Source organism: Streptomyces bullii, from assembly GCF_042657145.1.
Taxonomy (GTDB): Bacteria; Actinomycetota; Actinomycetes; order Streptomycetales; family Streptomycetaceae; genus Streptomyces; species Streptomyces bullii.
Window position 1 is genome coordinate 287,018 of record NZ_JBHSNY010000007.1, and the last position, 23,649, is coordinate 310,666.

At 71.0% G+C, this 23,649-nt stretch carries 20 protein-coding genes, 1 tRNA gene and 4 pseudogenes; 11 read left to right on the forward strand and 14 right to left on the reverse strand.

The features are described 5' to 3' along the window. Positions 1-9: 9 nt before the first annotated feature. Positions 10-726: pseudogene (locus ACFPZJ_RS21775) on the reverse strand (SDR family oxidoreductase). 48 nt (positions 727-774) lie between these two features. On the opposite strand from ACFPZJ_RS21775, the gene ACFPZJ_RS21780 reads away from it, so the two are divergent. Continuing rightward, positions 775-1,644 carry a hypothetical protein gene (locus tag ACFPZJ_RS21780; protein ID WP_381024145.1) on the forward strand — a complete coding sequence of 290 codons (870 nt, stop codon included), beginning with the start codon at positions 775-777 and terminating at the stop codon, positions 1,642-1,644. A gap of 195 nt (positions 1,645-1,839) precedes the next feature. Next, on the forward strand, positions 1,840-3,525 hold the full coding sequence (locus ACFPZJ_RS21785; protein ID WP_381024655.1) for a hypothetical protein: 1,686 nt from the start codon (positions 1,840-1,842) through the stop codon (positions 3,523-3,525). A gap of 81 nt (positions 3,526-3,606) precedes the next feature. On the opposite strand, the gene ACFPZJ_RS21790 is transcribed toward ACFPZJ_RS21785, so the two are convergent. Then, positions 3,607-6,768: a D-alanyl-D-alanine carboxypeptidase gene (locus tag ACFPZJ_RS21790; RefSeq protein WP_381024148.1), complete on the reverse strand. Its 3,162-nt coding sequence runs from the start codon at positions 6,766-6,768 to the stop codon at positions 3,607-3,609. Positions 6,769-6,991: 223 nt separating this feature from the next. On the opposite strand from ACFPZJ_RS21790, the gene ACFPZJ_RS21795 reads away from it, so the two are divergent. The 3 genes from ACFPZJ_RS21795 to ACFPZJ_RS21805 all read left to right on the forward strand — a co-directional run bounded on the left by ACFPZJ_RS21795 (position 6,992) and on the right by ACFPZJ_RS21805 (position 9,432). Beyond that, the gene (locus tag ACFPZJ_RS21795) at positions 6,992-7,744 is read left to right on the forward strand and encodes a GOLPH3/VPS74 family protein (RefSeq protein ID WP_381024151.1); all 753 of its coding nucleotides are present in this window, start codon (positions 6,992-6,994) and stop codon (positions 7,742-7,744) included. A 400-nt stretch (positions 7,745-8,144) separates the two neighbouring features. After that, the gene (locus ACFPZJ_RS21800) at positions 8,145-9,002 is read left to right on the forward strand and encodes a helix-turn-helix domain-containing protein (RefSeq protein ID WP_381024153.1); all 858 of its coding nucleotides are present in this window, start codon (positions 8,145-8,147) and stop codon (positions 9,000-9,002) included. Positions 9,003-9,240: 238 nt separating this feature from the next. Further along, positions 9,241-9,432, forward strand: a complete 192-nt coding sequence (locus tag ACFPZJ_RS21805) for a DUF397 domain-containing protein (RefSeq protein WP_381024156.1) — start codon at positions 9,241-9,243, stop codon at positions 9,430-9,432. Positions 9,433-9,588: 156 nt separating this feature from the next. On the opposite strand, the gene ACFPZJ_RS21810 is transcribed toward ACFPZJ_RS21805, so the two are convergent. Both ACFPZJ_RS21810 and ACFPZJ_RS21815 read right to left on the reverse strand, forming a co-directional pair. Next, positions 9,589-10,098, reverse strand: a complete 510-nt coding sequence (locus ACFPZJ_RS21810) for a glutathione peroxidase (RefSeq protein ID WP_381024158.1) — start codon at positions 10,096-10,098, stop codon at positions 9,589-9,591. 9 nt (positions 10,099-10,107) lie between these two features. Beyond that, positions 10,108-11,178, reverse strand: a complete 1,071-nt coding sequence (locus ACFPZJ_RS21815) for an ArsR/SmtB family transcription factor (RefSeq protein ID WP_381024161.1) — start codon at positions 11,176-11,178, stop codon at positions 10,108-10,110. A 134-nt stretch (positions 11,179-11,312) separates the two neighbouring features. Here ACFPZJ_RS21815 and ACFPZJ_RS21820 point away from each other — a divergent pair, with 134 nt between their 5' ends. After that, complete coding sequence (locus ACFPZJ_RS21820; RefSeq protein WP_381024163.1) at positions 11,313-12,593, forward strand: MFS transporter; 1,281 nt, start codon at positions 11,313-11,315, stop codon at positions 12,591-12,593. Here the strand turns inward: ACFPZJ_RS21820 and ACFPZJ_RS21825 are convergent. The 4 genes and pseudogenes from ACFPZJ_RS21825 to ACFPZJ_RS21840 form a co-directional block, all read right to left on the reverse strand. Beyond that, a complete protein-coding gene (locus ACFPZJ_RS21825) occupies positions 12,485-13,174 on the reverse strand; it encodes a nucleotidyl transferase AbiEii/AbiGii toxin family protein (RefSeq protein ID WP_381024165.1) in 690 nt (229 codons plus the stop codon). The two genes, ACFPZJ_RS21820 and ACFPZJ_RS21825, sit on opposite strands and share 109 nt — an antisense overlap. Positions 13,175-13,308: 134 nt before the next feature. Continuing rightward, a pseudogene (locus tag ACFPZJ_RS21830) lies at positions 13,309-13,599 on the reverse strand (SAM-dependent methyltransferase); the annotation flags it as partial. A 97-nt stretch (positions 13,600-13,696) separates the two neighbouring features. Beyond that, a complete protein-coding gene (locus tag ACFPZJ_RS21835; RefSeq protein ID WP_381024168.1) occupies positions 13,697-13,951 on the reverse strand; it encodes a hypothetical protein in 255 nt (84 codons plus the stop codon). A gap of 5 nt (positions 13,952-13,956) precedes the next feature. After that, the gene (locus tag ACFPZJ_RS21840) at positions 13,957-14,232 is read right to left on the reverse strand and encodes a hypothetical protein (protein WP_381024170.1); all 276 of its coding nucleotides are present in this window, start codon (positions 14,230-14,232) and stop codon (positions 13,957-13,959) included. Positions 14,233-14,584: 352 nt separating this feature from the next. On the opposite strand from ACFPZJ_RS21840, the gene ACFPZJ_RS21845 reads away from it, so the two are divergent. Continuing rightward, positions 14,585-15,373 (forward strand): calcium-binding protein, encoded by a 789-nt coding sequence (locus ACFPZJ_RS21845; protein ID WP_381024173.1) that lies wholly within the window; start codon positions 14,585-14,587, stop codon positions 15,371-15,373. Between the two features lie 799 nt (positions 15,374-16,172). Here the strand turns inward: ACFPZJ_RS21845 and ACFPZJ_RS21850 are convergent. The 3 genes and pseudogenes from ACFPZJ_RS21850 to ACFPZJ_RS39900 all read right to left on the reverse strand — a co-directional run bounded on the left by ACFPZJ_RS21850 (position 16,173) and on the right by ACFPZJ_RS39900 (position 17,238). Next, positions 16,173-16,394: a hypothetical protein gene (locus ACFPZJ_RS21850; protein WP_381024175.1), complete on the reverse strand. Its 222-nt coding sequence runs from the start codon at positions 16,392-16,394 to the stop codon at positions 16,173-16,175. A gap of 225 nt (positions 16,395-16,619) precedes the next feature. Beyond that, positions 16,620-17,060, reverse strand: a pseudogene (locus ACFPZJ_RS21855) (hypothetical protein); the annotation flags it as partial. Beyond that, positions 17,029-17,238 carry a hypothetical protein gene (locus ACFPZJ_RS39900; RefSeq protein WP_461097112.1) on the reverse strand — a complete coding sequence of 70 codons (210 nt, stop codon included), beginning with the start codon at positions 17,236-17,238 and terminating at the stop codon, positions 17,029-17,031. The gene ACFPZJ_RS39900 and the pseudogene ACFPZJ_RS21855, both read right to left, overlap by 32 nt. A 193-nt stretch (positions 17,239-17,431) precedes the next feature. On the opposite strand from ACFPZJ_RS39900, the gene ACFPZJ_RS21860 reads away from it, so the two are divergent. Together ACFPZJ_RS21860 and ACFPZJ_RS21865 are read left to right on the forward strand one after the other, a co-directional pair. Continuing rightward, positions 17,432-17,989, forward strand: a complete 558-nt coding sequence (locus ACFPZJ_RS21860; protein WP_381024177.1) for a hypothetical protein — start codon at positions 17,432-17,434, stop codon at positions 17,987-17,989. A 31-nt stretch (positions 17,990-18,020) separates the two neighbouring features. Continuing rightward, a pseudogene (locus ACFPZJ_RS21865) lies at positions 18,021-18,654 on the forward strand (site-specific integrase); the annotation flags it as partial. A 275-nt stretch (positions 18,655-18,929) separates the two neighbouring features. On the opposite strand, the gene ACFPZJ_RS21870 reads toward ACFPZJ_RS21865, so the two are convergent. Further along, positions 18,930-19,334, reverse strand: a complete 405-nt coding sequence (locus tag ACFPZJ_RS21870; RefSeq protein ID WP_381024179.1) for a hypothetical protein — start codon at positions 19,332-19,334, stop codon at positions 18,930-18,932. A gap of 428 nt (positions 19,335-19,762) precedes the next feature. Between ACFPZJ_RS21870 and ACFPZJ_RS21875 the strand changes: the two genes are divergently transcribed. Continuing rightward, entirely contained in the window at positions 19,763-20,968 is a 1,206-nt protein-coding gene (locus ACFPZJ_RS21875; RefSeq protein ID WP_381024181.1) for a tyrosine-type recombinase/integrase, read from the forward strand. 2 nt (positions 20,969-20,970) lie between these two features. Continuing rightward, positions 20,971-21,465, forward strand: coding sequence for a YxiG-like protein (locus tag ACFPZJ_RS21880; protein ID WP_461097115.1), 495 nt, complete (start codon positions 20,971-20,973; stop codon positions 21,463-21,465). A gap of 123 nt (positions 21,466-21,588) precedes the next feature. On the opposite strand, the gene ACFPZJ_RS21885 is transcribed toward ACFPZJ_RS21880, so the two are convergent. Both ACFPZJ_RS21885 and ACFPZJ_RS21890 read right to left on the reverse strand, forming a co-directional pair. After that, positions 21,589-21,661: transfer RNA gene (locus ACFPZJ_RS21885), tRNA-Arg, on the reverse strand. A 60-nt stretch (positions 21,662-21,721) separates the two neighbouring features. Beyond that, on the reverse strand, positions 21,722-23,443 hold the full coding sequence (locus ACFPZJ_RS21890; protein WP_381024184.1) for an IclR family transcriptional regulator domain-containing protein: 1,722 nt from the start codon (positions 23,441-23,443) through the stop codon (positions 21,722-21,724). Positions 23,444-23,649 lie beyond the last annotated feature (206 nt).

Sequence of the window (23,649 nt, forward strand, 5' to 3'; positions counted from 1 at the left end):
GCGTCGGTGTCAGCGCATCAGCTCACCCGCGTTGACCAGCAGCGACTGGCCGGTGATCGCCCGAGCCCGGTCCGAGGCCAGGAACACCGCCGCGTCCGCCACGTCACCGTCCGTCGCCAGCTCCGGCAGCGCCGTCCGGTCCGTCAGCCGCTCCAGCACCTCCGCCTCCGATATCCCCTCCGCCCGCGCCGTGAACCGCACGTACGCCTGCACCGGCGGGCCCGCGGTACGGCCCGAGCTCCCGCGCGAGCGAGTACATCGCACTGGTCAGCGCCCCCTTCGAGGCCGCGTACGCCGCCTGCCGCACCTGCGACGGAGCCGTCACCGCCGACTGCGTCCCGACGAAGACGACCGAGCCGCCGCGCTCCTTCAGCGCCGGCAGGCAGGCCCGCGTCATCCGCAGGGTCCCCAGCAGGTTCACGTCGATCACCCGCTGCCACACCGCGAAGTCCGCGTCCTCCAGACGACCGCGTCGATCCCTCCGAACCGCTCCCGCGCCAGGGCGGCCAGCGCCTCGCACTGCGCCTCGTCCGTGATGTCGGTCGCCCGGTGGGCGGTGCGCGTACCGCCCGGGTCCAGCTCGGCGGCCGTCCCCGCCAGATTCGCCGCCGTACGCGCCCCCAGCACCGCCCTGCCCCCGTCCCGCACGACAGCCGCCGCGACCTGCCGCCCGAGCCCCGCGCCCACCCCCGACACGACGACGGTCTTGCCCGCGAGTGGTGACATGGGAGACCTCCCCGGCGGCTCTGGCCTTATCTGACGGAGCGTCAGAGTATGGGTCACTCACCCAGGAAGGGGAAGGTAGTGAGCGAGGAGACCCGCAGCGAGCTGTACGCCGAACTGGCCGCCGTCGGCCCCTACGGCACCCACCCCGGCCACGCCCTGATCACCATGGTCGAGCCGCACCCCGGACACGAGTACGCCTACAACCGCTGGTACGAGGACGACCACTACTACGCCGGCGCGATGGCCATGCCCTGGATGTACGCCGGCCGCCGCTGGGTCGCCACCCGGGAGCTGCGGCTGCTGCGCTACCCGGAGAAGTCGGCCGTCGCCCGGCCGGTCACGACGGGCTGCTACCTCGCCACGTACTGGATCACCGACGGACGCTACGACGACCACATGCGCTGGACGGTCGCCATCAACCGGCGGCTGAACCGCGACGGCCGCGTCCACCACGACCGCACCCACGTCTTCACCGCGTTCCAGCACCACGAGGCGACGGTCTACCGGGACGGCGCGGCGGGCCCCCGGGACGTCCACGCCCTCGACCACCCCTACGCGGGCCTGGTCCTCCAGGTCGTCGACGCCCGGTCGCCGGAGCGGCGCGCCGAGCTGGTGGAGTGGCTGCGCACCCGCCACCTGCCGCAGAGGCTGGCCGGCTCTCCGGCCGCGCTGGTGACCGTCTTCCGCCCGGCCCCGCTGCCCGGCGACCGCATGACGTACGTCAAGCAGGTCGAGGCGGTCGGCACCCGGCTGACGCTGCTGTGGTTCCTCCAGTCCGACCCGCGCGAGTGCTGGGAGGCGCACTTCACCGGACTGGACACGGCGGTCACCGGGTCGGGACTGGGCAGGGTGGAACTGGTGGCGCCGTTCGTCCCCACGGTCCCGGGCACCGACACCTACGTGGACCAGCTCCGCTGACACCTACCGGGGCATAGAGGGCCATACCGGCCGACTCCCCGATCACTCGCGGGGACCTGTCGGCCAACTGTCGGAGGCTGATTAGCGTCTACCTGGTAGACACCCGCCCGACACGAGCCGAACGGAACAGCCGCAGTGGCCTTCGCCGAGCTGACCCCACACCGCCCTGTCCTGCGCGGCGACAAGCCCGGGCAGGTGCGTGAGCCGTGGTACGAGCGCCATCGCGTCCCGCTCACGGCCCTCGTCTGCGCGCTGCCGCTGTACTTCGTGTGGTGGGCGGTGTTCGCGACCGGCGGCGGCGACCTGGCCGCGCAGGTGGCGTGGGCGGAGTTCGCGCGGCTGTACCCGGACTCCGCGTACAACCTGTTCTGGTACGGCGGTGTGCACGCGGCGAACTACAGCGTGATCTCGCCGTACCTGATGGCGGCGCTCGGCGTGGTCCCCGTCACGATGCTGTCGGGGCTCACGGCGTCGTGGCTGGCCGGCGCGGTGGTCGCCCGGACGGGGGTGCGCGCACCGGTGTGGCCCGCGCTCGCGGTGACGTTCTCGCTGTGGTGCCAGGTGGTGTCGGGGCGTTCGACGTTCATGCTGGGCACGGCCTTCGCGATGGCCGCCCTGCTGGCGGTGGTCAGCGGGCGTGGCAGACGGCGCCTGGCCGTGGCGGCGCTGGCCGCGACGCTGTCCACGTTGGGGAGCCCCGTCGCCGGGCTGTTCCTCCTCGTGGTCGGCGCCGCGTACCTGCTGACGCGCGAGTGGGGCCGGGCCGCCGTGCTGGTCGTGCCGCCGGTCGCCGTCGTCGCCACCACCACGCTGCTCTTCCCGTTCGAGGGCGAGCAGCCCATGCCGTTCGCACGGATATGGCCGCCCGTCCTGCTGTGCGCGGCGGTCGTGCTGACGGCGCCGCGCGCCTGGCGGGTGCTGCGGTTCGGCGCCGTGGTGTACGCGCTCGGCGTGGTGCTCTGCTACCTGATCTCCTCGCCGGTCGGCACCAACGTCGAACGGCTCGCGGAGCTGGCGGCGCCCGCGGCGCTGCTCGTCGTCGCCGGGTACCGGGGGGACGGCCGCGAGGACGAGGCCGCCGACCCGCTGTCCGCCCGGCTGCCGCTCGGCTGGTTCACGCCCCGGCGGCGCAGGGTGACCTGCGCGGTGGCCCTGGCCCTGTCCCTGACCTGGCTGTCCGGCAAGACGGTCGCCGACATCGTCACCAACACCAAGGTGCCCGAGTGGGCCGTCAAGACCGACGGCGTCGTCGACGAGCTGGAGCGGCTCGGGGCCTGGAAGACGCGGGTCGAGGTCGTTCCGGCCCGCGACCACCGGGAGGCCGCGATCCTCGCGCCGTACATCAACATGGCCCGCGGCTGGAACCGCCAGGTCGACGTCGAGCGCGGCCGCCTCTTCTACGAGGGGCACGGCGGCACCAAGGTGCCCGAGGGCGCCTTCTCCTCCGAGGCGTACCGGGCCTGGCTCTCCCAGTGGGCCGTGGGCTTCGTCGTCCTCGTCAACGGCGACCCGGACGGCCCCGCGGAACTCGAACACGCCCTGGTGTCCAGCGAGCCGGACTATCTCAAGAAGGTCTGGGAGGACGCCAACTGGAAGATCTACCGCGTGAAGAACGCGACCCCGCTGGTCGACAAGCCAGCCTCGGTGGTGAGCGCCGACGGCGCCAACCTCGTCGTCCACATGCCGAGGGCCGGTTCGGTCACCGTACGGATCGCCTACTCGCCGTGGCTGTGGGCGGACAACGCCTGTCTGACCGCCGACGGCGAGTTCACCCGCCTGACCACCCACGGGTCGGGCAACGTCCGCATCAGCTCCACGTACGCGGGCCCGTCCCGCACGACGACGCTGGAGTGCGAGAAGGAGCAGGCGGGGGAGCAGTAGCCCTGGGGCCATCCGGGGGGAACGGACAGCGCCCCGCCCGATCCGCCGGGACCGGGCGGGGCGCCGCGCGTTCGGCGCGGGTCAGCCGAGCCGCGTCAGCTTGTCCGCGAGACCGGGCTCCACGAGGTCCTTCTGCAGGGCGACCGGAACCTTCACGGCGCTGTTCGTGCCGTCGCCCACGGTGAGCGTGCCCACCTTCGCGCCGGCCTTGGCCTGGTGCGGCAACTCGTCGGCGGCGAACGTCAGCTCCACCGTCAGGCCCGCCCAGCCGACCGCCGTGACGTCCTCGGTGACGACGACCGGCGTACGGCCGCCGAGGCCGTCGTCGGCGTACCCGACGACCGTGCCCTTCTTCAGGATCGTCTCCGACTTGAGGGCGTCCTGCGCGGCGCCGATCAGCTTGTCGCCCTCGTGCAGGGCGGCGCCCAGGATGGTGTTGTCCGGGCCTCCCGCGGGCTGGCGCACCACGGCACCGACGATCCTGCGCGTCTCGCCGCCGACCTCCTTCTTCGCCGCGAAGACGAGGTTGCCGAGCGCCGAGGTGGTGGTGCCGGTCTTGATGCCGACGACGTCGTTGTAACCGACCAGACGGTTCCAGTTGTCGTGCTTGACGCCCTTGTAGTCGACGTAGGACATCATCGCGGCGACCTCACGGAAGGCGGGCTGCTGCATCGCCGCCTTCGCCAGCTTCACCTGGTCGACGGCCGTGGAGACGGTCGTGTTGTTCAGACCCGACGGGTCGGTGTACGTCGTGTTCTTCATGCCGAGGTCCTTCGCGGCGTCGTTCATCTTCGCCACGAACGCCTTCTCGGACCCCGCGTCCCAGCGGGCCAGCAGCCGCGCCACGTTGTTCGCGGACGCGATCAGGATGCTCTCCAGGGCCTCCCGCTGGGAGATCTTGTCGCCCTTGGTCACGTCGACGGTCGACTCCTGACCCGCGTCGGACTGGTCCTCTGCCGCCTGGTCGATCTCGATCTTCGGCCCGTCCTCGCCGCTCTTGAGCGGGTGGTCGCGCAGGATGACGTACGCCGTCATGACCTTGGCGACACTGGCGATCGGCACGGGCTTCTGCTCACCGGACGAGCCGAACGTGCCGATGCCCTGCACGTCCAGCGCCGCCTGCCCCGCGGCCGGCCACGGGATGTCGACCTTGCCGCCCTGGAAGGTGTAGCTGTCCTGGGCGGTGAGGTCGAGCGTGGGCGTCGGCAGCGGGCGCACACTCTGTACGACCGCGAAGACGATCACCAGCAGCAGCACCAGCGGCGTCCAGATCTTCACGCGCCGCACGGCCGTCCGCAGCGGGGTGTCCGGCGGCGGCGGGGTGTTCGTCAGCTCCGCCAGCAGGTCCAGCGGCGGCTTCGGCGGCAACGGCTGCTGCGTCGTACGCTCCGGCCCGACCTGCGGCACGGCCGAGGCGGACTCCGCCGGGGCCACCCGGGGCAGCGCGGTCGTCGCCTCGGCGGGCTTCGGCCTGCGGGTCGCCGGGTCGTCCAGATCCCTGAGGGCGACGAACTTGCTGGTCCGCTCGGCATCGGACTCGGTCTTGGCGCTCTGCGCGGCCGGTGCGTCCTGTGCGGCCTGAGCGCCGTCCTTGTCGTCGCTCTTGCCGGCCTTCCCCGCCGCGTCGCCGATCTTCAGCATGGTGGTGGGCTGATCGACGGCGGGGGCGGGGGGCCGCACGGCCTTGAACACGGCGGTGGGCTGATCGACGGGCTGCGTGTCGCTCTGGCGACGGGCGCCGTCGGCACCCTCGGGGCCGTCGTGCCCGGCGGCCTCGGCCTCACCGCCGTCGTCGTCCGCGCCGCGGGCTCCGGCCTCCGGCCGGGGGCTGACGGCGTCCGTGACCGCGCCGCCGTCCACTCCGGCCCGTGAGCCGTCCTTGAGGGGCTCGGCACCCTTGGCGGGCTGGGCGGCGTCCGAGGCAGCACCGGCGCCCGCTGCGGTGCCTGAGTCGGCGTCGGTGTCGCTCGCGGGCTCGGCGGCGTCCGCGTCGGTGTCGGCGTCGTCCTCGGCCGCGCTCGCAGGCTTGCTGGTGTCCGTGGCCGCATCGGCGTCGCCCTTGGGGTGGCTCGCGGGCGTGGCGGTGTCCACCACCGCCTGAGCGCCGGCGTCGGTGTCGGCGTCCGCCGTGGCGTCCGAGCCGTCCTCCGCGTCGCTCACGGGCTTGGCGGTGTCCGTGGCCGTGTCGGCGTCGTCCTCGTTGTGGCTCGCGGGCTTGCTGGTCTCCGTGGCCGCGTCCGCGTCCGCCGCGGCGCGTGAGCCGCCGTCGGCGCCGCTCGCGGGCTCGGCAGCGTCCACCACCGCCTGCGCGCCGGCGTCGGTGTCGGCGTCCGCCGTGGCGTCCGCGTCGCCCCGGTCGCCGCTCGCAGTCGCGGTGCCGTCCGCCCCCGCGCCGCTCCCCGCGTCGGTGTCGCTGCCCGTCCCCACGGCCCTGCCCACAGCCGCGCCCGCCTTCGGCGCCGCCTGGCTGTCGCTGTCGTCCGTGGAAGCCGCCCCCGCGCCGACCTCGGCGCCCTCGACCGCGGTCCCGGCCGCAGTGGCGTCCTCGGCGTCCTCGGCCCCGCGCGCGGGCGCCTGGGAGCCCGGGGCGCCCTCGTCGTCCCCGGCGCCGCTCCCGGCCGCGTCGGCGCCCGTGTTCCCGTCCGCCGGCCGCGCCCACGCGGCGACAGCCTCCCGCAGCCGCCCGTCACGGGCGGTGGCCCCAGCACCGCCACCCGACGAACCGGAGGCGTCGATAGCACCGGAAGCACCGGAAGAGCCCGAAGAACCGGAAGAGCCCGAAGCACCGGAAGAGTCGGAAGAGTCGGAAAGCACGGAAGAGTTGGAGGAATCGGACGAGTCCGCGTCACCGGTCGCCGCCGCGTCCGCGTCCGCGTTGCCAGAGCCCTCGCCCCCGCCGAGCCCGCCCTCCTCGGCATCCGCCTGCGTGTCCTCGGCCTGCTCGTCCTCCGCCCTCACCTCACGGACCGACAGCGTCCGCGTCGCCGTGTCGACGCCGCCCCGCGCCCCGGAGGAGGACGCAGCAGACGACGAAGAAGACGACCCAGAAGACGCGGAGGACGACGCCGAGGCCTCGCGGGCCACCGCCAGCCGAGGGTCGCGCGGCTCGCGCGACGTACCCGTCTCGCCCGCCTCGCTCCTGGCCTCGGGAACCGGACCCGCGCTCCCCGACGTCGGTTGTGCCGACGACTCGCGCTGCTTCGACCTGTCGGGGGACTCGCCCGCCACCGATGCCTCCTCCATGCGCCGCACGCCCAGCGTGCGCGAAACGAACCGTGAATCGCCGCCCGGGACACCGCTCCCCCGGCGCTGTCCGAACCATGTACCAGTGTCCTGTGTGCGGGCCCGACTCACGCGGTAGACGAGAACGACATACCTACTGGTTCCACTACGAACCGGTCACGCACCCTCGACAGACCAATGTGAGAGGGGTCACCCTGTCATTCATCCACGCGGGGAGGCATGGATGGGCAGGAGCCGCAGAACACTTCCGGAGGAGCTTCTGCTGCTGGCACTGGACCCGACCACGGGTACCACTGCACAGCCGCAGTCGCTCGACCTCGGTCTGGCCGGAGCGCAGCTAGTGGAGCTGGCGTTGGCCGGACGGATAGCCCCAGACGGGGATCGTATCGCCGTGGTCGTACCACGGCCGACAGGAGATCCGACACTGGACTGCGCGTTGGAGTTGCTGCGAAGGCGCGGCGCTCCGGTTCGGGCCGTCCACTGGATCGGCGGACCCCGTCTCGGGCTCCGCCAGACCTACCTCTCGCATCTGGAGCGGTGCGGCATGGTGCACGCCGTGGCCGGTCAGATGTGCGGGGTGCTGCCGACGACTCGCTACCAGGCGACGGACAACGCGATCAGCCGGGAGATCAGGGCCCGGCTGGATTCCGCGATCCGCACCGGCGTACCGCCGGACCCGCGGACCGCGGCGCTCGCCGCGCTGGCACACGCGGTCGGCCTCGGCAAGCACCTGTACCCGGGCAACGAGGGACGCTCGTCCCGTAGCCGGTTGCGGGACCTGATCCGGCACGACCCGATGGGCGGCCTCGTGGCGCACGCCGTGATGGACGTCCAGAACGGCGTGGCAGCCCAGCCGCGCCGCCCGGCCCCGGCCGGCCGCCAGGCCGCCCCCGGAGGCAGGGGAGTGGCCGAACCGGCCCGTGGTGTTCCGGTGCAGCCGCGCCGTGGATCCATGGCACGCGCCGTGGCCCACTGAGCCGCGGTCCCACCACGGGACCAGGACACCGCACCACCGCACCGCAGAGGCACCGCACCGCAGAACCACCGCACCGCAGAACCACCACGACATCGCACCGCCGCACCACGAAACCGCCGCACCACAGCACCGCAGCGCGGAGGTACGGCAGTACGTACGGCGTCACGCCCGTACGACGACCGGTACCACGCGCAACGGGATCCCCAGACCCGGTCACCGGGAGCCGCTGTCCGAGCGGGGTGGCAGAACCGTTCTGGTTCTGCCACCCCGCTCGGCGTGCCCCAACTGGCGTGTACCCGTCGCATATCCGCCGTTTCCCAGCGGTACGAAGCGCCTTGGTGGCAGTCTGCTCAACAGCAGATACGCAAAGTAGAGGCACGCAGCCGGAGGTGCACGTCCCGTGGCGTCCAATGTCAATCCCACCGTCAGGCGGCGCCGGCTGGGCCAGGAGCTGCGCAGGCTCCGCGAGCTCAAGGGCATGACGGCCGAGGAAGTGGCAGAACGACTGCTGGTGTCGCAGTCGAAGATCAGCCGGCTGGAGAACGGCCGGCGCAGCATCAGCCAGCGTGACGTCCGCGACCTGTGCGGGGTGTACGAGGTCGAGGACCAGCGGATCGTCGAGTCGCTGATGCAGATGGCGAAGGACTCGCGCCAGCAGGGCTGGTGGCATGCCTTCGGGGACATCCCCTACAGCGTCTACATCGGCCTGGAGACGGACGCCGAGTCGCTGCGGGTCTACGAACCCCAGATCATCACCGGCCTGTTGCAGACCCGCGCGTACGCCGAGGCCATCATCCGGGGCGCGCTGCCCGAGACCTCGCCGACGGAGATCGACAAGCGGGTCGAGGTGCGGATGCGCCGGCAGGAACGAATCACCACCGAGACCAACCCGCTCCGCCTGTGGGTGGTCCTGGACGAGGCGTCCCTGCGCCGGGTCGTGGGAAGCCGCCAGGTCATGCGCGAGCAGCTGGAGCACCTCGCGGAGATGTCCCAGCTCCCGCACGTCACCGTGCAGGTGCTGCCCTTCGACATGGGCGCGCATCCGGGAGTCAACGGGCAGTACGCCATCCTGGAGTTCTCGGACGCGGCCGACTCCAGCGTCGTCTACATCGAGGGCGTGACCAGCGACCTCTACCTGGAGAAGGCGCACGACGTGCAGAAGTACACGGTGATGTACGAGCACCTTCGGGCGCAGTCGCTGAACGTCGACCAGTCCCGCCAGCTCATCGAGGACGTGGCCAAGGAGTACGCGCGATGACCCGTGCCCGGCGATGTAGCCGGTGAAACGCCGCCGGATGCTACACCCCTGACACGCCGGACTGGAAGACTCCCCTGGAATATGCCATCCAGTCGAGTGAATGACTGCTCCGAATGCCGAGGTTGGCGAGTAGCGTCGATCACGCCAACGACATAGCGACGTTGGCGCAAACCGCTCCGCCGTCCAGCCGGACGGCGAAGCGGTGACAGCAGCTCAGCAACTGGCTACCGGAGCGAACATGGCAATTCTTCAGGGTTCCGCGGAGACGTGGACCAAGTCCTCCTACTCCACGGGAAACGGCGCGTGTGTCGAGGTCAGGACCCCGTCCGTGGCGGAACTGGCCGTACGCGACTCCAAGGTCCCCGACGGTCCCACGCTGGCCTTCCCCGCCGACGCGTGGAACGCCTTCGTGACGTCCGTCAAGGCCTAAGCGGCGCAGCAGCCTCGCGCTCCCGGCCCCACCGCGCGAGCGACAATCGCACCAGCACCACCGGAAGAGCCCTCTCGACAAGCCCGCCGTCCTTGCCGAGGGGGTTCGGTCTGTGACCTTGCAGGTCTGTGCCCTGCTCAGGTCTGTGCCCCGCTCTCACCGGGCGAGCGCGCTCTCCACGGCCGCCACGACCTCCGCCGACTCCGGCTCGGTCTGCGGCGAGAAGCGGGCGACGACCGTGCCGTCCCGGCCGATCAGGAACTTTTCGAAGTTCCAGCGGATGTCCCCGCTGTGCCCCTCGCCGTCGGCGAAGCCGACCAGGCGGTCGTACAGCGGATGCCGGCCCTCCCCGTTGACCTCGACCTTCTCGGTCATCGGGAACGTCACGCCGTACGTCGCCGAGCAGAACTCGGCGATCTCCCCGGCGCTGCCGGGCTCCTGCCCGAGGAACTGGTTGCAGGGCACGCCCAGCACGGTGAAGCCCTGCCCCGCGTACCGCTCGTGCAGCTTCTCCAGCCCCTCGTACTGCGGGGTGAGCCCGCACTTGGAGGCCACGTTCACGACCAGCACGACCGTGCCGGCGTATTGGGAGAGGTCCGCGGAACCGCCCTGGAGGGCGCCGATCTCGACGTTGAGGGGCGACTCGCCCTGGATGTCAGTGGTCATGCGCGGATGCTAGCCGCGCGAGGTGTCGTCCCCGCGCCCGGCCTCCATGAGCGGTTCCTGGCCGTGCCCGGCCGTGAGCGGGTTCTGCCCGTGCCCGGCCTCGACGAGCGGTTCCTGGCCCCGGCTCGACCGCACCAGCACCTCCCCGGCCGCCGTCCGCTCGTACAGCACCGAACGCCCCGCCCGCCGCCGCTCCACCAGCCCCGCGTCCAGCAGCACCCGCAGATGCCGTCCGACCGAGCCGAGCCCCTGGCCGGTCACGGCGACCAGCTGACTCGTGCTCAGGGGAGAGCCGAGCAGCACCAGGACTCGGGCGCGCGCCGTGCCGAGCAGCGCGCCGAGGCTCGCGGGCACGGGTCGGCCGGCGCCGTCGGCGAGGACGCCCGCGCACGGGTAGACGAGTGCGTAGCGGTCCGTGCCCTCCCACGACACCCAGCCGACGCGCTGCGGCGTGACGGGCACGAACACCAGCTCCGCTCCGGAGATCTCCCGCGGCGGATACTCGTGGGCGTTCACCTGCAGTCGGTTCCCGCCGAGCCACCGCGTGCCCGGTCGCAGCGTCTCCAGCGCGGCCGCCCAGCCGCCCTGGCCGACCTGCGCCGTGCGCGCGGCCACATCGGCCTCCAGGACGCGCCGGCGCCGCGGCCAGTACGGCCGTACGGCCTCCCGCCAGACGTACGTCAGCAGGCCGGCGGCCCGCTCCGGGAGGTCGTCGCGCTCCAGGCGGGCCGGGAGCGGGCCGCGCAGGGAGACGGCGAGGTGGGCGCGGGCCGCGTCCGGTGAGGCCGCCCGGACGCGTGCGACCTCCTGCTCGAAACTCTCCCCGGCACGCGGCGTGGGAGTGAGGAAGTCGGCGATCCACTCCGGCCCGAGCCCGCAGGTAACGAGCAGCGCGGTCACCGGGTCGTCCGCCAGGCACCGCCGGTAGGCGGGCAGGTGGGCGTCGAGCCAGGCCCGTTCGCCGGGGTGCGTGGCCTCGGCCGTGTGCAGCAGCCGCAGACTCGCGAAGGTCTCGGCGAGCGGGGAGAGCACGAACCGGCTTCCCGCGAGGGTGTCGGCGTTGATCTGCCACCAGCCCATCAGCGGCCGCCACCCCCTCGCCTGAGAACCACGAACCACCGACGGCGAACGACGGAGGTGGACCACCTGTCTCAGTCTTTCGCACGTGCGCGAAACAATAACGACCCGGCTCCCGGCCGCCGGAGCCTGAAGCCATGCGCAGTTACCGCGATCTCTTCCGCACCCCGGAGTTCACCCCGTTCTTCCTGGCGGCGTCGGCGCAGACGGTCGCCCAGACCACGGGCGGCCTGGCCCTGGGCACCCTGGTGTACCGGGCGACCCAGTCGCCGCTGCTGACAGCGGTGAGCATGTTCGGCTCGTCCCTCGCCCAGGTGCTGGGCGCGACGTTCCTGCTGTCGGCCGCCGACCGGCTGCCCCCGCGCGCCGCCCTGACGGGCCTCGCGCTGGTCTTCGCGGCCGGTACGGCCGTCCTGGCGCTGCCCGGCCTGCCGGTCTGGGCGGTCCTCACCGTCGTCCTCGCCAAGGGCCTCGCCGAGTCCGTGGCCGGGGGAGTGCGCTGGGGACTGCTGAACGAGCTGCTCAGCAAGGACGGCTACCTGCTGGGGCGTTCGGTGTTCAACATGATGAGCGGCGTCATGCAGATCGCAGGATTCGCCACGGGCGGCGTCCTGGTGGCGGCGCTGTCCCCGCGCCCGGCCCTGCTGCTCTCCGCCGTGCTGTACCTGACGGCGGCCCTCGGCCTGCGCCTCGGCCTGACCCGCCGCCCGCCACGCGCCGCGGGCCGCCCGTCCATGACCGCCACCTGGCGCACCAACGCCGTTCTGTGGTCGTCCCCGCCCCGCCGCCACGTCTACCTGGCCCTGTGGATCCCCAACGGCCTGATCGTCGGCTGCGAGTCGCTGTACGTCTCCTACGCCCCGCAGGCCGCGGGCATCCTGTTCGCCTGCGCCGCGTTCGGCATGCTCGCCGGGGACGTCGCCGTGGGCCGCCTGTCACCGCCCGGGTTGCGCCCCCGCCTGGGCACCCCGCTCCTGCTGCTCCTTGCCGTGCCTTACCTGGCCTTCGCCCTGCACCCCCCGCTCCCCCTGGCAGCGGCCCTCGCGACCCTGGCCTCCGTCGGCTTCGGCGCGAACCTGGCCCAGCAGGAACGCTTGATGTCGCTCACCCCCGGCGAACTGGCGGGCCACGCCCTCGGCTTGCACTCCGCCGGCATGCTCACGATGCAGGGCGTGAGCGCGGCGCTGGCGGGCGCGGTGGCCCAACTCGTCTCCCCGGCGGCGGCGATGACGGCGTTGGCGGCGGGGTCGGTCGCCGTGACGCTGACGCTGGCGGCGGCAGGGCGGCGGTGGGAGGGGCGCCGCACCGCTCACGAGTCCTCCGGCGCCTCCCCCTCGACCAGCCGCTCCGCGATGTCGTCCGCCCATTCCTGTGCCCAGCGGCGCAGCGCGACGATGTCCCGCTCGTCGAGTCCATAGGCGGCGAACCCCGCGTCGTCGAGCCAGTCCGTACCGCTCAAGCGGGCCTGGAGGTCGGACAGGTCGAAGGTGTCGGGCGCGTGGCGTCGGCCGAGCTCCTCCAGTTCGGGGCGGCTCCAACGGGCCGAGGCGGCATGGACGTCGATGAGGTCCCCGGGCAGCCCACGGTCGGCCAGCGCCCGCACCCGCGTGCCGACGAGGTCGTCGAGGGCGAGCGCCGGACCGTACTCCGTCGTCACGGGCGGCCGCCACAGCACCTCCTTGTGGAGACCGGCCTCGCACTCCTCCCCGCCGCCCGGGTCGCCGACGGTCAGCCGCGCGGAGAGCGGGAACGTCTCCACGGCCCGTACGACCCAGCCCCGTGCCTCCAGCCCGGTCCGCACGGTGCCGGCGATCTCCGCCATACCGGCGGCGTGCTCGGTGGCCACGTCCACGCTCCGGCTGAGCCGGTCCACCAGGCCGTGCGCCAGCACCGCGTAACCCCCGGCGACCACGAGGCCGTACGGCTCACCCGCGGCGAGCAGGTCGCCCAGCAGCCGCAGATGCGTCTCAGGCGGGCCCGCCGGCTGGGACGGCCTCACGCAACCACCCGCCCACGGAACGGGCGGCGCGACGGGAAGACCGGGGACGGCGATGCGGGCATGCCCCGATTATCGCCGCTGGTGCGCGGCCCGCGGAGACGATCGGCGCGGACGGGTGACGCCCCTGCCTGGACCTTGCGCCCCACACCGCAGTAGGCGTCCACGAGCACGCCGGAACCGCCCGCGGCGCCACCCGCGGCGCCGCCCACGGAACCGTCCGCGCCACCACCGGCGCCGGTGCCGCCCTCCGGACGCCACTCGGTGACCCGCACGATCCCGGGCTCCACCAGCTCCAGCCCGTCGAAGAAGGCGCCGATCTCCTCGACGCCGCGCACGTGGTACGGCACGGCACCGCTGGCGTTGTACGCCTCCGACGCGGCGATCAGGCCCGCGCTGGTCGCGGTACTGTCGCTGATCACCAGATATTCGATCCCCGACGTACGTCAACACAACGCTGCACCGCCGAGTTGTGCGGACTGACCCCCGACACCGGGACGTTTCGGCCGCACGCCCCGCCTGCCGTCAGGGGCTGTCGCCCTCATCCGCGCGTGCCTGCCCCGCTGCCCAACCGGCACCGGCACCGGCACCCGCGCCCACGGCGGCGCCGAGGCCCATCCCCAGGGCGAGCCCCAGCCCGAGGTTGTCGAAGACCGTCAGCCCGAGCGCGATCCCGACGGCGGTCCCGAGCGACAGCCCGAGCGAGATCCCGATCGCGTCGCGATCGCCCGCCGCAGACCCGTCGCTCTCCCCGTCACCGTGCACCTGCTCATCCTCCACGAATGTCAGTCATCGACCTTGCAGACGACTGCCGTGACGACGGCGGGTTCCAGGTCGGGGTCGGCATCGCGGTGGGCGAGGATGTCGCCCTCCGGGTCAGCCGACGGCGTCGGCGTCGGCACCGCACATGCCGGGGACGACACCGACGCCGACACTGACGGCTTCGGCCGCGGCCCCGACGTCGGCTCGATCCCGTCGTCGATCGACTCCGTGAACGACCAGCTGACGACAACCAGCACAAGCCAACCACCGGCCAGCCAGGCCCTCGTACGCCTCGTCATCTCCGCCCCACCCCCGAGGCCCCTACGGCCTCTGCCACCTGGCTCGACGCCATCTGCCGGATTTTCTCACGGCGGCACCGCCAACTGGCAGGAGACGTAAGCGATCTTCGTGGGGCTGCGTACACCACGTGAGAGGGGCCAGTCTCGCTGAGACTGACTGGTGCTGCGAGCGGCAATGCCCGCCGGGCCGTTGTTGGCTTCCACTCCGCTCCGCCCGGATGTCCGGTTATCGCGCACAATGACGGAGATCGCCGTCTGCTTGTGCCCCGTGGGTGTGCTCATTACGGTGTGCGGTCTCATCCGCCCGCCGTGCGTTCATCCGGCGGGTGTCTTCACCTTGCAAGGGAGATCCATGCGCAAGCGCGCAATCTTCGCTGTGCTGGCCGCTGCCGCCGCGCTGGGCGGATTCACCGGCCCGGCAGCGTACGCGGACGAGGTCGTCGGCGACATACAGATCACCGACGTCTCCGTCAACGGTGGCAAGGACATCGTCGTCGGCGTCACCGACAAGACCGTCACGGTGTCCGTGACAGCCACCGACCCGTCGGGCATCTGGGACGCGGACTTCTACCTGTGGCGCGGCCCGGACGGCACCGACCCTTACTACAGCGCCACCGACTACGTCGTTCCGAACGAGGACACCACGCCCGCGGACTGCGTCGCATCCAGCGCCACGACCTCCGCCTGCTCCAAGACCTTCACCTTCGAGCCGGACTGGTGGGTCACCAACGCCGACGCGGGGACGTGGAAAGTCGGTGTGCAGGTCTGGGCCAATGACGACAGCTGGACGGAGCGGTGGGCCTACACCACCACGCGTCTGCAGCGCCTGTCGAACCTGACCGTCAACGCCGGTCCCGAACCGATCGCCAAGGGCGGGACGCTCACGGTCACCGGCAAACTCAGCCGGGCCAACTGGGACACGCTCGACTACCGCGGCTACACCAACCAGCCGGTCAAGCTGCAGTTCCGCAAGGCGGGCACCACGACCTACACCACCGTCAAGACCGTGTACACCTCCAGCACCGGGGGCCTGACGAGCACGGTCACCGCTTCCGAGGACGGTTACTGGCGCTGGTACTTCGCCGGCACCTCCACCACGCCGGCGGCCAAGGCGACCGGCGACTACGTGGACGTGCAGTAGTCACAAGCCCATGACGGTCGGTTCTCCCGGGGCTCGGTGCCAGGTCATGGCCGACTTGCCATCACGCCGACAGGATCCCCGCCCCGGTGAACCCGTCCGGTGACAACCCCAGCAGCGTCGGCGCTGTACCGCTTTCACCGTGATTTCCAGTGTCAGCGATGACATTCCGGGGAGTGTGCAGGGATGCCCGCAGCAGGGGAGTCGGTCTTCGTCAGTTACGCCGGGCCGACCGCGCCTGGGCCGAGCGGGAGGCATGGCACCTGCGGGAGGACGGCCACCGCCTAGAGTTCGACGGAAGACGACGTCACCACGATCCTCGCGACCGCCAGCCCCGGTGGCCCGAGTCCCCCCGGCAGGCTTCGAACCCGAGCCCGCGCCGGCTGCTGCCGTCGACTGGCGCGACGGCCGGACAGAAGCGCTGGTGTACACCGCCGTCCGGCCTCGTCGATGTCAGCCGTGGGTGTCAGAAGCCTGCTGATCCGTAGCTCTGGGGAGTACGGAAACGGAAGGCCCGCGGCCAGCTGTCGATTCCCCCCGTAGCCGGTGGGAGCCATATGCCTTGGGTCACGCTGCACTCATGCCTGAGACGTGTCCTTGAGCGTCCTCGAATACGGCAGCCTGGTCCTCCCCGAAGTCCGGGGCCTGGAAAGGGTTCGTCGTCGGAGGCGGCGATGCTGTGGCAGAGCAGCGAGCTGCCCCTTCCGGAGCGGAGAACAGCGAGGTCAGATCGATGAGAGGTCGTCCTTTTCGTTTCGAGTCCCTGGAGAAACCTGGCGTGCCTTGACTGGGCACAGAGGTCCTACAGCTTGGTCATCTTGGCGTACGGGCTCAAGATCCGCTCTTGCGCCGACCCGAAATCCACGAGTGCCGCGATACCGTCCTCGACGCCGATCACCCGGCCGAGGCCGTACATGTCGTGCGTCACCTGGTCACCCACCGCGAAGTGCTTGGGAGCCGGCGTGACCCGGGCCTTGAAGGGGCTGGTAGGCAAATGACGCTTCAGTGCAGCAGGCTTTGTCATTGCCCCCAGTATGCGCCCGCAGGTGTCCCCTTCGCTGCGGCCGTGCACGTCAGGTTCGACACATAGCCGGACGGCAACCTCCACTCCAGGAGAGGGGCTGGAGCGTCGCGCCGGTGACCTGCGGCTCGTCCCCGCACCGGCCTCCACCCAGCAAGGTGTCAGTGGCGGGCGCATCAGGGCGACGACGGGCCGGATGCGGTGGCGGAGTGCGTCCAGATCAGGCAGTCATGCCAGGTGTCGTCGCGAGGATCTTCGACGGTCCGGTGGCGGCAGTGGCGCGGTGCGGGCTTGATGACGACGCCTCCAGGGGGACCAGCGAAGCCAGTGACCAGCCTCGTGGACGGGTTGGGCGACGAGGGCTGTGAAGAGTCGCTGGATTTCGTTGCACGTCAGCGGTATCAAGTCGTCGGGGCCGGGGCCGGGGCCGGGGCGGAGGCGGTGTTCGTCGGCGCCGGACGACGGCCAGGAAGGCATGGGCGAGCATGGCGAGAGTGACCCAGCGGGACCAGGACGCTTCACTGACTGGAACGTCTCTTCGACCCTCCACCTGAGTCCCGCGACCCGCACCAGGGCTGTCAGGGGCACCGGCTGGGGTGAGTAGCAGCGGTAGTAGGCGAGTTCGCCGGTGCTTCGGTTACGGCGGATCAGCAGGTGGTGATGACCGGACGGGATGCTTGGCCACCACGTGGGCGCGTAGGTCGTCGCGGACGGCGCCGGCGTCCCGCTTGGCGCGGCTCAGGAGGTGCCGCATGGCGTCGGGAGTCGTGTCCCCGGCCCATTCGGCGATGGTCCAGCAGTTTTTCCGCGGCAGGTCCGCGAGGAGTCCCAGCACCAGGTGCCGCATTCGGCGACTTCGACCCGGGCGAACCTGCCCGCGATGCGGTCCATCAGATCCTCGAAGGCTTTCTGCCAGTGGGCAGTGTTTATGCTGTGCCCTGAGGCCACCGCGTGATCGTTTTACTGCACACCCCGATGATTAACGGTGGCCGCATCCACGAGTGCCAGCAGGGATTGGAACGCTCGTCGAAGGAGACGCAGTGCTGGGATTGCTGGGCTTCTACGACGAACTGGAGAACCGCTCCGGCCGGCCGAACGGATCGATACACGATGCCGTCCGGCCTGTCGGCGAGCCGGACGAGGCGGACCTGGTGGCCTACCTGGACGCCGGCCACGTCCTCGTCGACGTCATGGAGGGCGGACACGACGTCATCACCGGGAGCGCCCACCGGCACTCTCCCGGATGCTCGTCACTGGTGACCGACGGCACCTGGCTATGGCGCCAGGACTTCCCGCACTACGTGGAAACCCACCATGTTTCGCTGCCGGACGCGTTCATCGAACACGTCCGCAGCCTGAACTATCAGATGCCCACCATCATCGTCGCGCAGTTCGCGCCGCACTACGACGAGACCATGCCCTTGGTCGGCTGGGCCTCGGCTGTCCCGTGGCGATCGACTGCGACCAAGCTCGTACCTGAACCACGAGCAGTGACCAGCAAAGCCCAGTTCGACGCGGCGGCACTGGTCCAGAACCGGAACCGGCCACACGGCAGCTGGGCCAGACCGCGCAAACCTCGCAAGCCGCCGAGATCATAGGCGCCACCAGCACAAGAGCGATCTACCGGCTGAATCCCTTGGCGTCGCCGACGTCCGCCGGTTCCTCGTCCGCTTGGAGAAGAAGACCACCGCCGCAACCGTCAAGGAGTCGCACCGAGTCTGCGCTCCGCGCTGTTCCTCCGCCTGCCGCGAGGACCTGATCACACGCAATGTTGCCAAGTTGGTCGAGCCACCCCGCACCAACACTCGTCGAGTTGAAGCCTGGACCCTCGACGAGACGCTCGACTTCCTGACGGCGTCCCGCAGGGACCCGCTGTACGCGGCCTTCGTGCTTGCCATCGATGGGCCTTCGGCGGGGTGAGATCGTCGGCCTTCGCTGGTCGGACCTCGACCTCGACAACCGCGTACTCCACGTCCGGCAGCAGACCCAACGCCGCCGTGGCGTCCTGTACGGCGATGACCCCAAGGGCCGTCGCCGTCGTGCCGTCCCGCTACCCGCTCTCTGCATCGCGCCCCTGCGCTGGCACCGGATGCTGCAGGCTGCTGCCCGCGCCAAGGCGGGGATCATCCGGCTGCACGATGCCCGGCACGGCCACGCTTCTCACGGCGGCCGGGGTCGTGCCCCGAGTGGTGGCACCCATGTCGTTCAGGACACCCAGCGCGAGGCCATGAGCCACATGGACCGGCTGCTGCGGAGGCGCCCAACGCTGGCGACCGCCGTTGTTCCCCGCCGGTCGCTCCTCGATCGGGCATGCAGAGGGCACATGCTCTTCTCCCGCCCAGCACAGGTTGCGGGGGACTCTCCCTGCCTGATCGAACCTAGTCGGCGCTTACACGGCCGCCTGGGCGCCCCGTCCAACGCTTGACGGCACTGCTCCGGCTCGACACCGGCTTTTGCAGTCGAGCCTCATCCTATGAGTTGTGCGGGCCCCACCGTGACCGCACCAGCGGCCAGCGCCGGTGCGGTTGTGGGGGTAGGTCACTCGACGATGTTGTTGGATATCGTGACGTCCCAGTGGACGTAGTCCTCGGCGTCCTCGTCCGTGTTGGTGACGTGCGCTGACCGCTGAACGGTAGCGCCCTTCGGCACGGAGAATTGGAGTGGCTGGCTGCCGTCGAGGTCCCAGTTGTCCTCGCTGTCCGCCTCGTACAGGAGCGCGGTCCCCTGCACGAAGAGTTCGCTGTTCTGAACCCTTCCGTCCAGATGGATCTCGCCGCGGCATTCTCCGCCCCAGCGCAGTTCCCCGTCGAAGAAGCGGCGATACCCTTCTCCTTCCTGGAAGAACTCCACTCCGTTGCGGATGGCAGAGCTTCGTTCGTTGGTGCCGATGTTCTCGTAGTCCATGCCATGGACTGCTGCCACCGTGGTGATCCTGCGAGTCATAACGAGCTCCTTGCTTTCGGCAGACGCTCAGGGGCGGCACGGGTGCAGTGGCATGGCGGCTTCCGCGAGCGAGATCGATGCCATGAGCCCAGAAGACGTATCCGGACAGTTGCGCTTTCAGGAGACCTGGCATTGCTAGCCTGAAGCCCCTGATTTCCCCTATGCCCCTTTAGTTCCACCATGCTCTTTCGTCATGAGCTTGTCGACCGCAAGCGCTGTGGCCCCGTGTGGCAGGCTCAACGCGCGTCGAGCCACGGCAGCTGGTACGGCACTGCGTGTTCACTGTGAGCAGCCCTCGCCGTCTCCGCCTCGGCATCGAAGTCGAGGACTTTGCAATCCTCCTGGACGCAACGGCTACTGCCCTGGAAACCGGCGAGGCTGTGGACGGTTACCGGTCACCGGCACGGGTCTCTGCGGAGGGCTGCCTGATGGCCAACAGGAGAGGCAGGCGCCGGGACTTCGGGTCGGTCCGACAGCTTCCGTCCGGCCGTTGGCAGGTCCGCTACCGCGATCCCGAGACGGGGCAACTGCGTCCGGCCGAGAAGACGTACGCGACCAAGACCGATGCCCAAGTCGCCCTGACACACATCGAGTCGGACATCGCGCGTGGGCAGTGGTCGGACCCGGACGCTGGGGCGGTGAACTTCGGGGAGTACGCCACCGCGTGGCTGCGGGACCGGAAGCTCGCCGACCGCACCCGTGAGCGGAACGAGTCGGTGATACGGCTGCACATCCTGCCCACCTTCGAGGCCGGGAGCGTGGCCGACGTGACGACGGCCCGGGTGCGCAGCTGGCGCGGCAAGCTCCTCGCGGCCGGCGTCGGTGAGCCGACGGTGGTCAAGGCGTACCAACTGCTGCGTGCCCTGATGAACACGGCCGTGGACGACGAGCTGATCCGGCGCAACCCGTGCCGCATCAAGGGCGCGGACCGCTACGACGTGCCCGAGCGGCCGGTCCTCACGGTGGCGGAGGTCTTCGCCGTCGCCGACTCCATCGCACCGCGCTACCGGCTGCTCGTGCTCCTGGCGGCCTTCACCACCCTGCGGCTCGGGGAACTGGCGGCCCTGAGGCGCCGGGACATCGACCTGGAGGGGCTGACCGTCACCGTCCGCCGGGCTCAGGCCGAGCTCCAGAACGGCCGGCTCTTCGACAAGGCGCCGAAATCCGCGGCCGGGGTGCGCTCCGTCTCCTTCCCGGCTGAACTGCTCGACGCGGTCACACACCACCTGGAGCACTTCGCCGCTCCCGGCCGCGATGGACACGTCTTCGTCGGGCCGCAAGGTGGGCAGCTGCGGCGGAGCAACTTCCGGGACGACTGGGTCAAGGCTCGGAAGGCTGCGGGCGTCACGGCCGAGCTGCACTTCCACGACCTGCGGCACACGGGCAACACACTGGCCTCGACGGCCGGGGCCAGCACGCGGGAGCTGATGACGCGGATGGGGCACAGCAGCTCCCGGGCCGCACTGATCTACCAGCACATGACCAGCGACCGGGACCGGGCCATCGCCGACCGACTCGGGGCCATGATCCGCGACGGTGGGGGGAGAGGAAGCTCCCGGCTAAGACTTGTCCGAGCGATCCTTGTGGAGTCCTCAGCCCCTGGCACCGGTAGATATCAGGCTGTCAGGGGCTGATCGTGTGGGATAGAAACGGTCGTAGGGACGCCGCAGTGCTTGAACAGATGTTGGACGAGACCTTCGATCACGCCGTCGTCCACCACGGATACACCAGCTACATGCGCGACTACGAGGTCATCGTCTACGTGACGGCGGATCCCCGCACCGGCGTCGAGCCGGCGTATCTGCGGTATCTCTTCCGGTACTGCGTCGAGGCCCGGTGCGAATCGTCCGTACTGCCGGAGACCTGGCGTGTCTCTTTGGACGACCGCCTCATCGACCATGAGACCGGCGTCGACCTCGACGGGTACGTCTGGGGCGTGAAGTGGCACTCCTTGTACCCAGGTGCGAAGGTCCTCCCGCAGTCGGAAGCGACCCGCCGTTGGGCGCAAGCCGTTGGGATCGACTTCCATGAGGTCCGCATCGAGACCAACGCGCACCGTCTCACCCTGCTCTTCTCGGACTTGCAGGTCAGCGAGGTGCCGGACGGGTACGCCCCCTTTGTCACGGAGTAGCGGGCATCCCTTCCGCTTTGACGGGCTGCCGAGCGGACGTAGTGGCACGCGTGTGGCACGGAGCCCGGAACGGTGAAGGGCCAGCCTGGGAGGAAACCCCTCCTGAGCTGGCCCTTCTGGCTGTGCCCCCGGCAGGATTCGAACCTGCGACACCCGCTTTAGGAGAGCGGTGCTCTATCCCCTGAGCTACGAAGGCGTGGGTGTGGCCGTGCGGCCACAGGCGTCAGGGTACCGGATATCGATCGCCCGGTGGGGGTCAGGTCAGTGGGACGTGGGTGAAGCGGCTCGCCGTGTGGAGGTCCGTTTCGATGTGGCCTGCGGTGGTTTTCAGCTCGGGGAGGATGTGCGTCACGCACTCCTCGACCGTGTGGCGGGTCGCGTGCATCGCCGTGTTGAGGGCCGCGACCACCCGGCCCGTGCGGTCGCGGATCGGGACCGCGATGGAGCGCAGGCCCTCCTCCAACTCCTCGTCTACCAGGGCGTAGCCCTCGGCACGGACCTCCGACAGGACGCCGGTCAGGGCCGTGGTGCTGGTGACCGTGTGCGGGGTCGGCGCGTGCGGCTCGCCGAGGTGGCGTTCCGAGGCCGGGAGGTCCGCCAGCAGCACGCGGCCCAGTGAAGTCGCGTGGGCGGGCAGGCGGGTGCCGACCGTGATGTTGACGCTCATCACGCGGTTCGTCGCCGCCCGGGCGATGTACTGGATCTCGTCGCCGGACGGTGTCAGAACGGCCAGCGACGTCGACTCGTGGACGCGGTCCGCCAGCTCCGCCAGGTGGGGCTCGGCGATCTGGGGCAGCGACGTACGGGACAGGGGAGGGAACCCCAGGGACAGCACCCTCGGCGTCAGCGCGAACCCGCGCTCGCCGGCCGGTGTCACCAGGCCCAGGTGCTGGTACGTGATCAAGGCCCGGCGGGCCGTCGCCCGGGCCAGGCCCGTCGCCTTGGCGACCTCCGTCAGCGTCAGCTCCTGACGGCCCTCCCCGAAGGCCGTCAGGACGGTCAGCCCGCGGGCCAGCGACTCGACGAACTCCCGTCCCAGTTCCTGCTTCGACGCGCCCGTCCAGATCGCCAGGCCCGCGGGCGGCGGTCCCGGCTCCGGCGGCGGGGCCAGCCGCAGCTCGCGTTCCATGTCCGCCACCGCCGACCGCAGGCTCGGCAGCAGGCTGCTGCCCAGGTCCCGGGCCGTGTGCCGGCTGGTGTGGCTCACGACGCTCGCCACGCACGCCACCCGGCCCGTCCGCGGCTCCCGTACGGGTACGGAGACCGCGACCAGACCCGGCTCGATGAGCTGGTCGTCCAGCGCCCAGCCGTCCTCGGCCGCCTGCGTGGTGCGGCGTACGAAGTCCGCGTCGTCATGCCCGTGACCGCTGTGCACGGCAGCCTCGGCGTCCCTGTCGCCTCGTGCGGGCCCGCGTGGAGGTATCGCCGGGAACGTCCTGTCCTGCGGGTCCGCCGCCCTGCGTTCCCGCCAGCGTTGCCAGTCTTCTTCCGTCCATTGCGTCGCGAACAACGGGCCGGGAGCGGTGCGTTCCGCCGGGAGCAGGTCGCCGATGCGGAAGCTGAGGGACATCGCGCGGCGGCGGGTGGCCTGGTGGATGAAGCGGATGCCGTCGCGGTCGGCGACGGCCAGGGACACCGACTCGTCCAGCTCGTCGGCCAGCGCGTCGGCCCGCCGGGACAGCAGGGCCGGCAGGCGCAGGGCGGCCAGGTAGGCGTTGCCCAGTTCCATCAGGCGGGGGGCGAGGGTCACCTCCCGGCCGTCGAGGCGGACGTAGCCCATGCGGGCGAGGGTGGCCGTGATCCGGTCGACCGTGGAGCGGGCCAGGCCGGTGGCCCGTTCCAGCCCGCTGGGGCTGAGCGTTCCGCCTGCCTCGGTGAGCTGCCTCAGCACGGCGACACCGCGGATCAGCGGCGTGACCGCCTCGGCCGGTACGGCGGTCCGCTCGCGCGGGGCCTCGTCGGTGGTCTTCGCGGGCATCGGCTCTCCGGGACGGGGGGTGCGGCAGGGCTACCGTAATCCGGGCCGGAGGGTGCGGTAGGGCTGAGTGTCATCCGGGGACGGTGGTGCGGCAGGGCCAAGCGCCATCCGGGCCCTGAGGTGCGGCAGGGCTAGCGCCATCCGGCCCAAAACTACGGCAGAGCTACCGTCATCCGGTCCGGGGGACCGCCAACCCCTGCCCTCAG

Coding starts and splice junctions, on each gene's coding strand:
- ACFPZJ_RS21780 (WP_381024145.1), top strand. CDS start 775: ATGGGTCACTCACCCAGGAAGGGGAAGGTAGTGAGCGAGGAGACCCGC.
- ACFPZJ_RS21790 (WP_381024148.1), bottom strand. CDS start 6,768: ATGGAGGAGGCATCGGTGGCGGGCGAGTCCCCCGACAGGTCGAAGCAG.
- ACFPZJ_RS21795 (WP_381024151.1), top strand. CDS start 6,992: ATGGGCAGGAGCCGCAGAACACTTCCGGAGGAGCTTCTGCTGCTGGCA.
- ACFPZJ_RS21805 (WP_381024156.1), top strand. CDS start 9,241: ATGGCAATTCTTCAGGGTTCCGCGGAGACGTGGACCAAGTCCTCCTAC.
- ACFPZJ_RS21810 (WP_381024158.1), bottom strand. CDS start 10,098: ATGACCACTGACATCCAGGGCGAGTCGCCCCTCAACGTCGAGATCGGC.
- ACFPZJ_RS21815 (WP_381024161.1), bottom strand. CDS start 11,178: ATGGGCTGGTGGCAGATCAACGCCGACACCCTCGCGGGAAGCCGGTTC.
- ACFPZJ_RS21820 (WP_381024163.1), top strand. CDS start 11,313: ATGCGCAGTTACCGCGATCTCTTCCGCACCCCGGAGTTCACCCCGTTC.
- ACFPZJ_RS21840 (WP_381024170.1), bottom strand. CDS start 14,232: ATGACGAGGCGTACGAGGGCCTGGCTGGCCGGTGGTTGGCTTGTGCTG.
- ACFPZJ_RS21845 (WP_381024173.1), top strand. CDS start 14,585: ATGCGCAAGCGCGCAATCTTCGCTGTGCTGGCCGCTGCCGCCGCGCTG.
- ACFPZJ_RS21850 (WP_381024175.1), bottom strand. CDS start 16,394: ATGACAAAGCCTGCTGCACTGAAGCGTCATTTGCCTACCAGCCCCTTC.
- ACFPZJ_RS39900 (WP_461097112.1), bottom strand. CDS start 17,238: ATGCGGCACCTGGTGCTGGGACTCCTCGCGGACCTGCCGCGGAAAAAC.
- ACFPZJ_RS21870 (WP_381024179.1), bottom strand. CDS start 19,334: ATGACTCGCAGGATCACCACGGTGGCAGCAGTCCATGGCATGGACTAC.
- ACFPZJ_RS21875 (WP_381024181.1), top strand. CDS start 19,763: ATGGCCAACAGGAGAGGCAGGCGCCGGGACTTCGGGTCGGTCCGACAG.
- ACFPZJ_RS21890 (WP_381024184.1), bottom strand. CDS start 23,443: ATGCCCGCGAAGACCACCGACGAGGCCCCGCGCGAGCGGACCGCCGTA.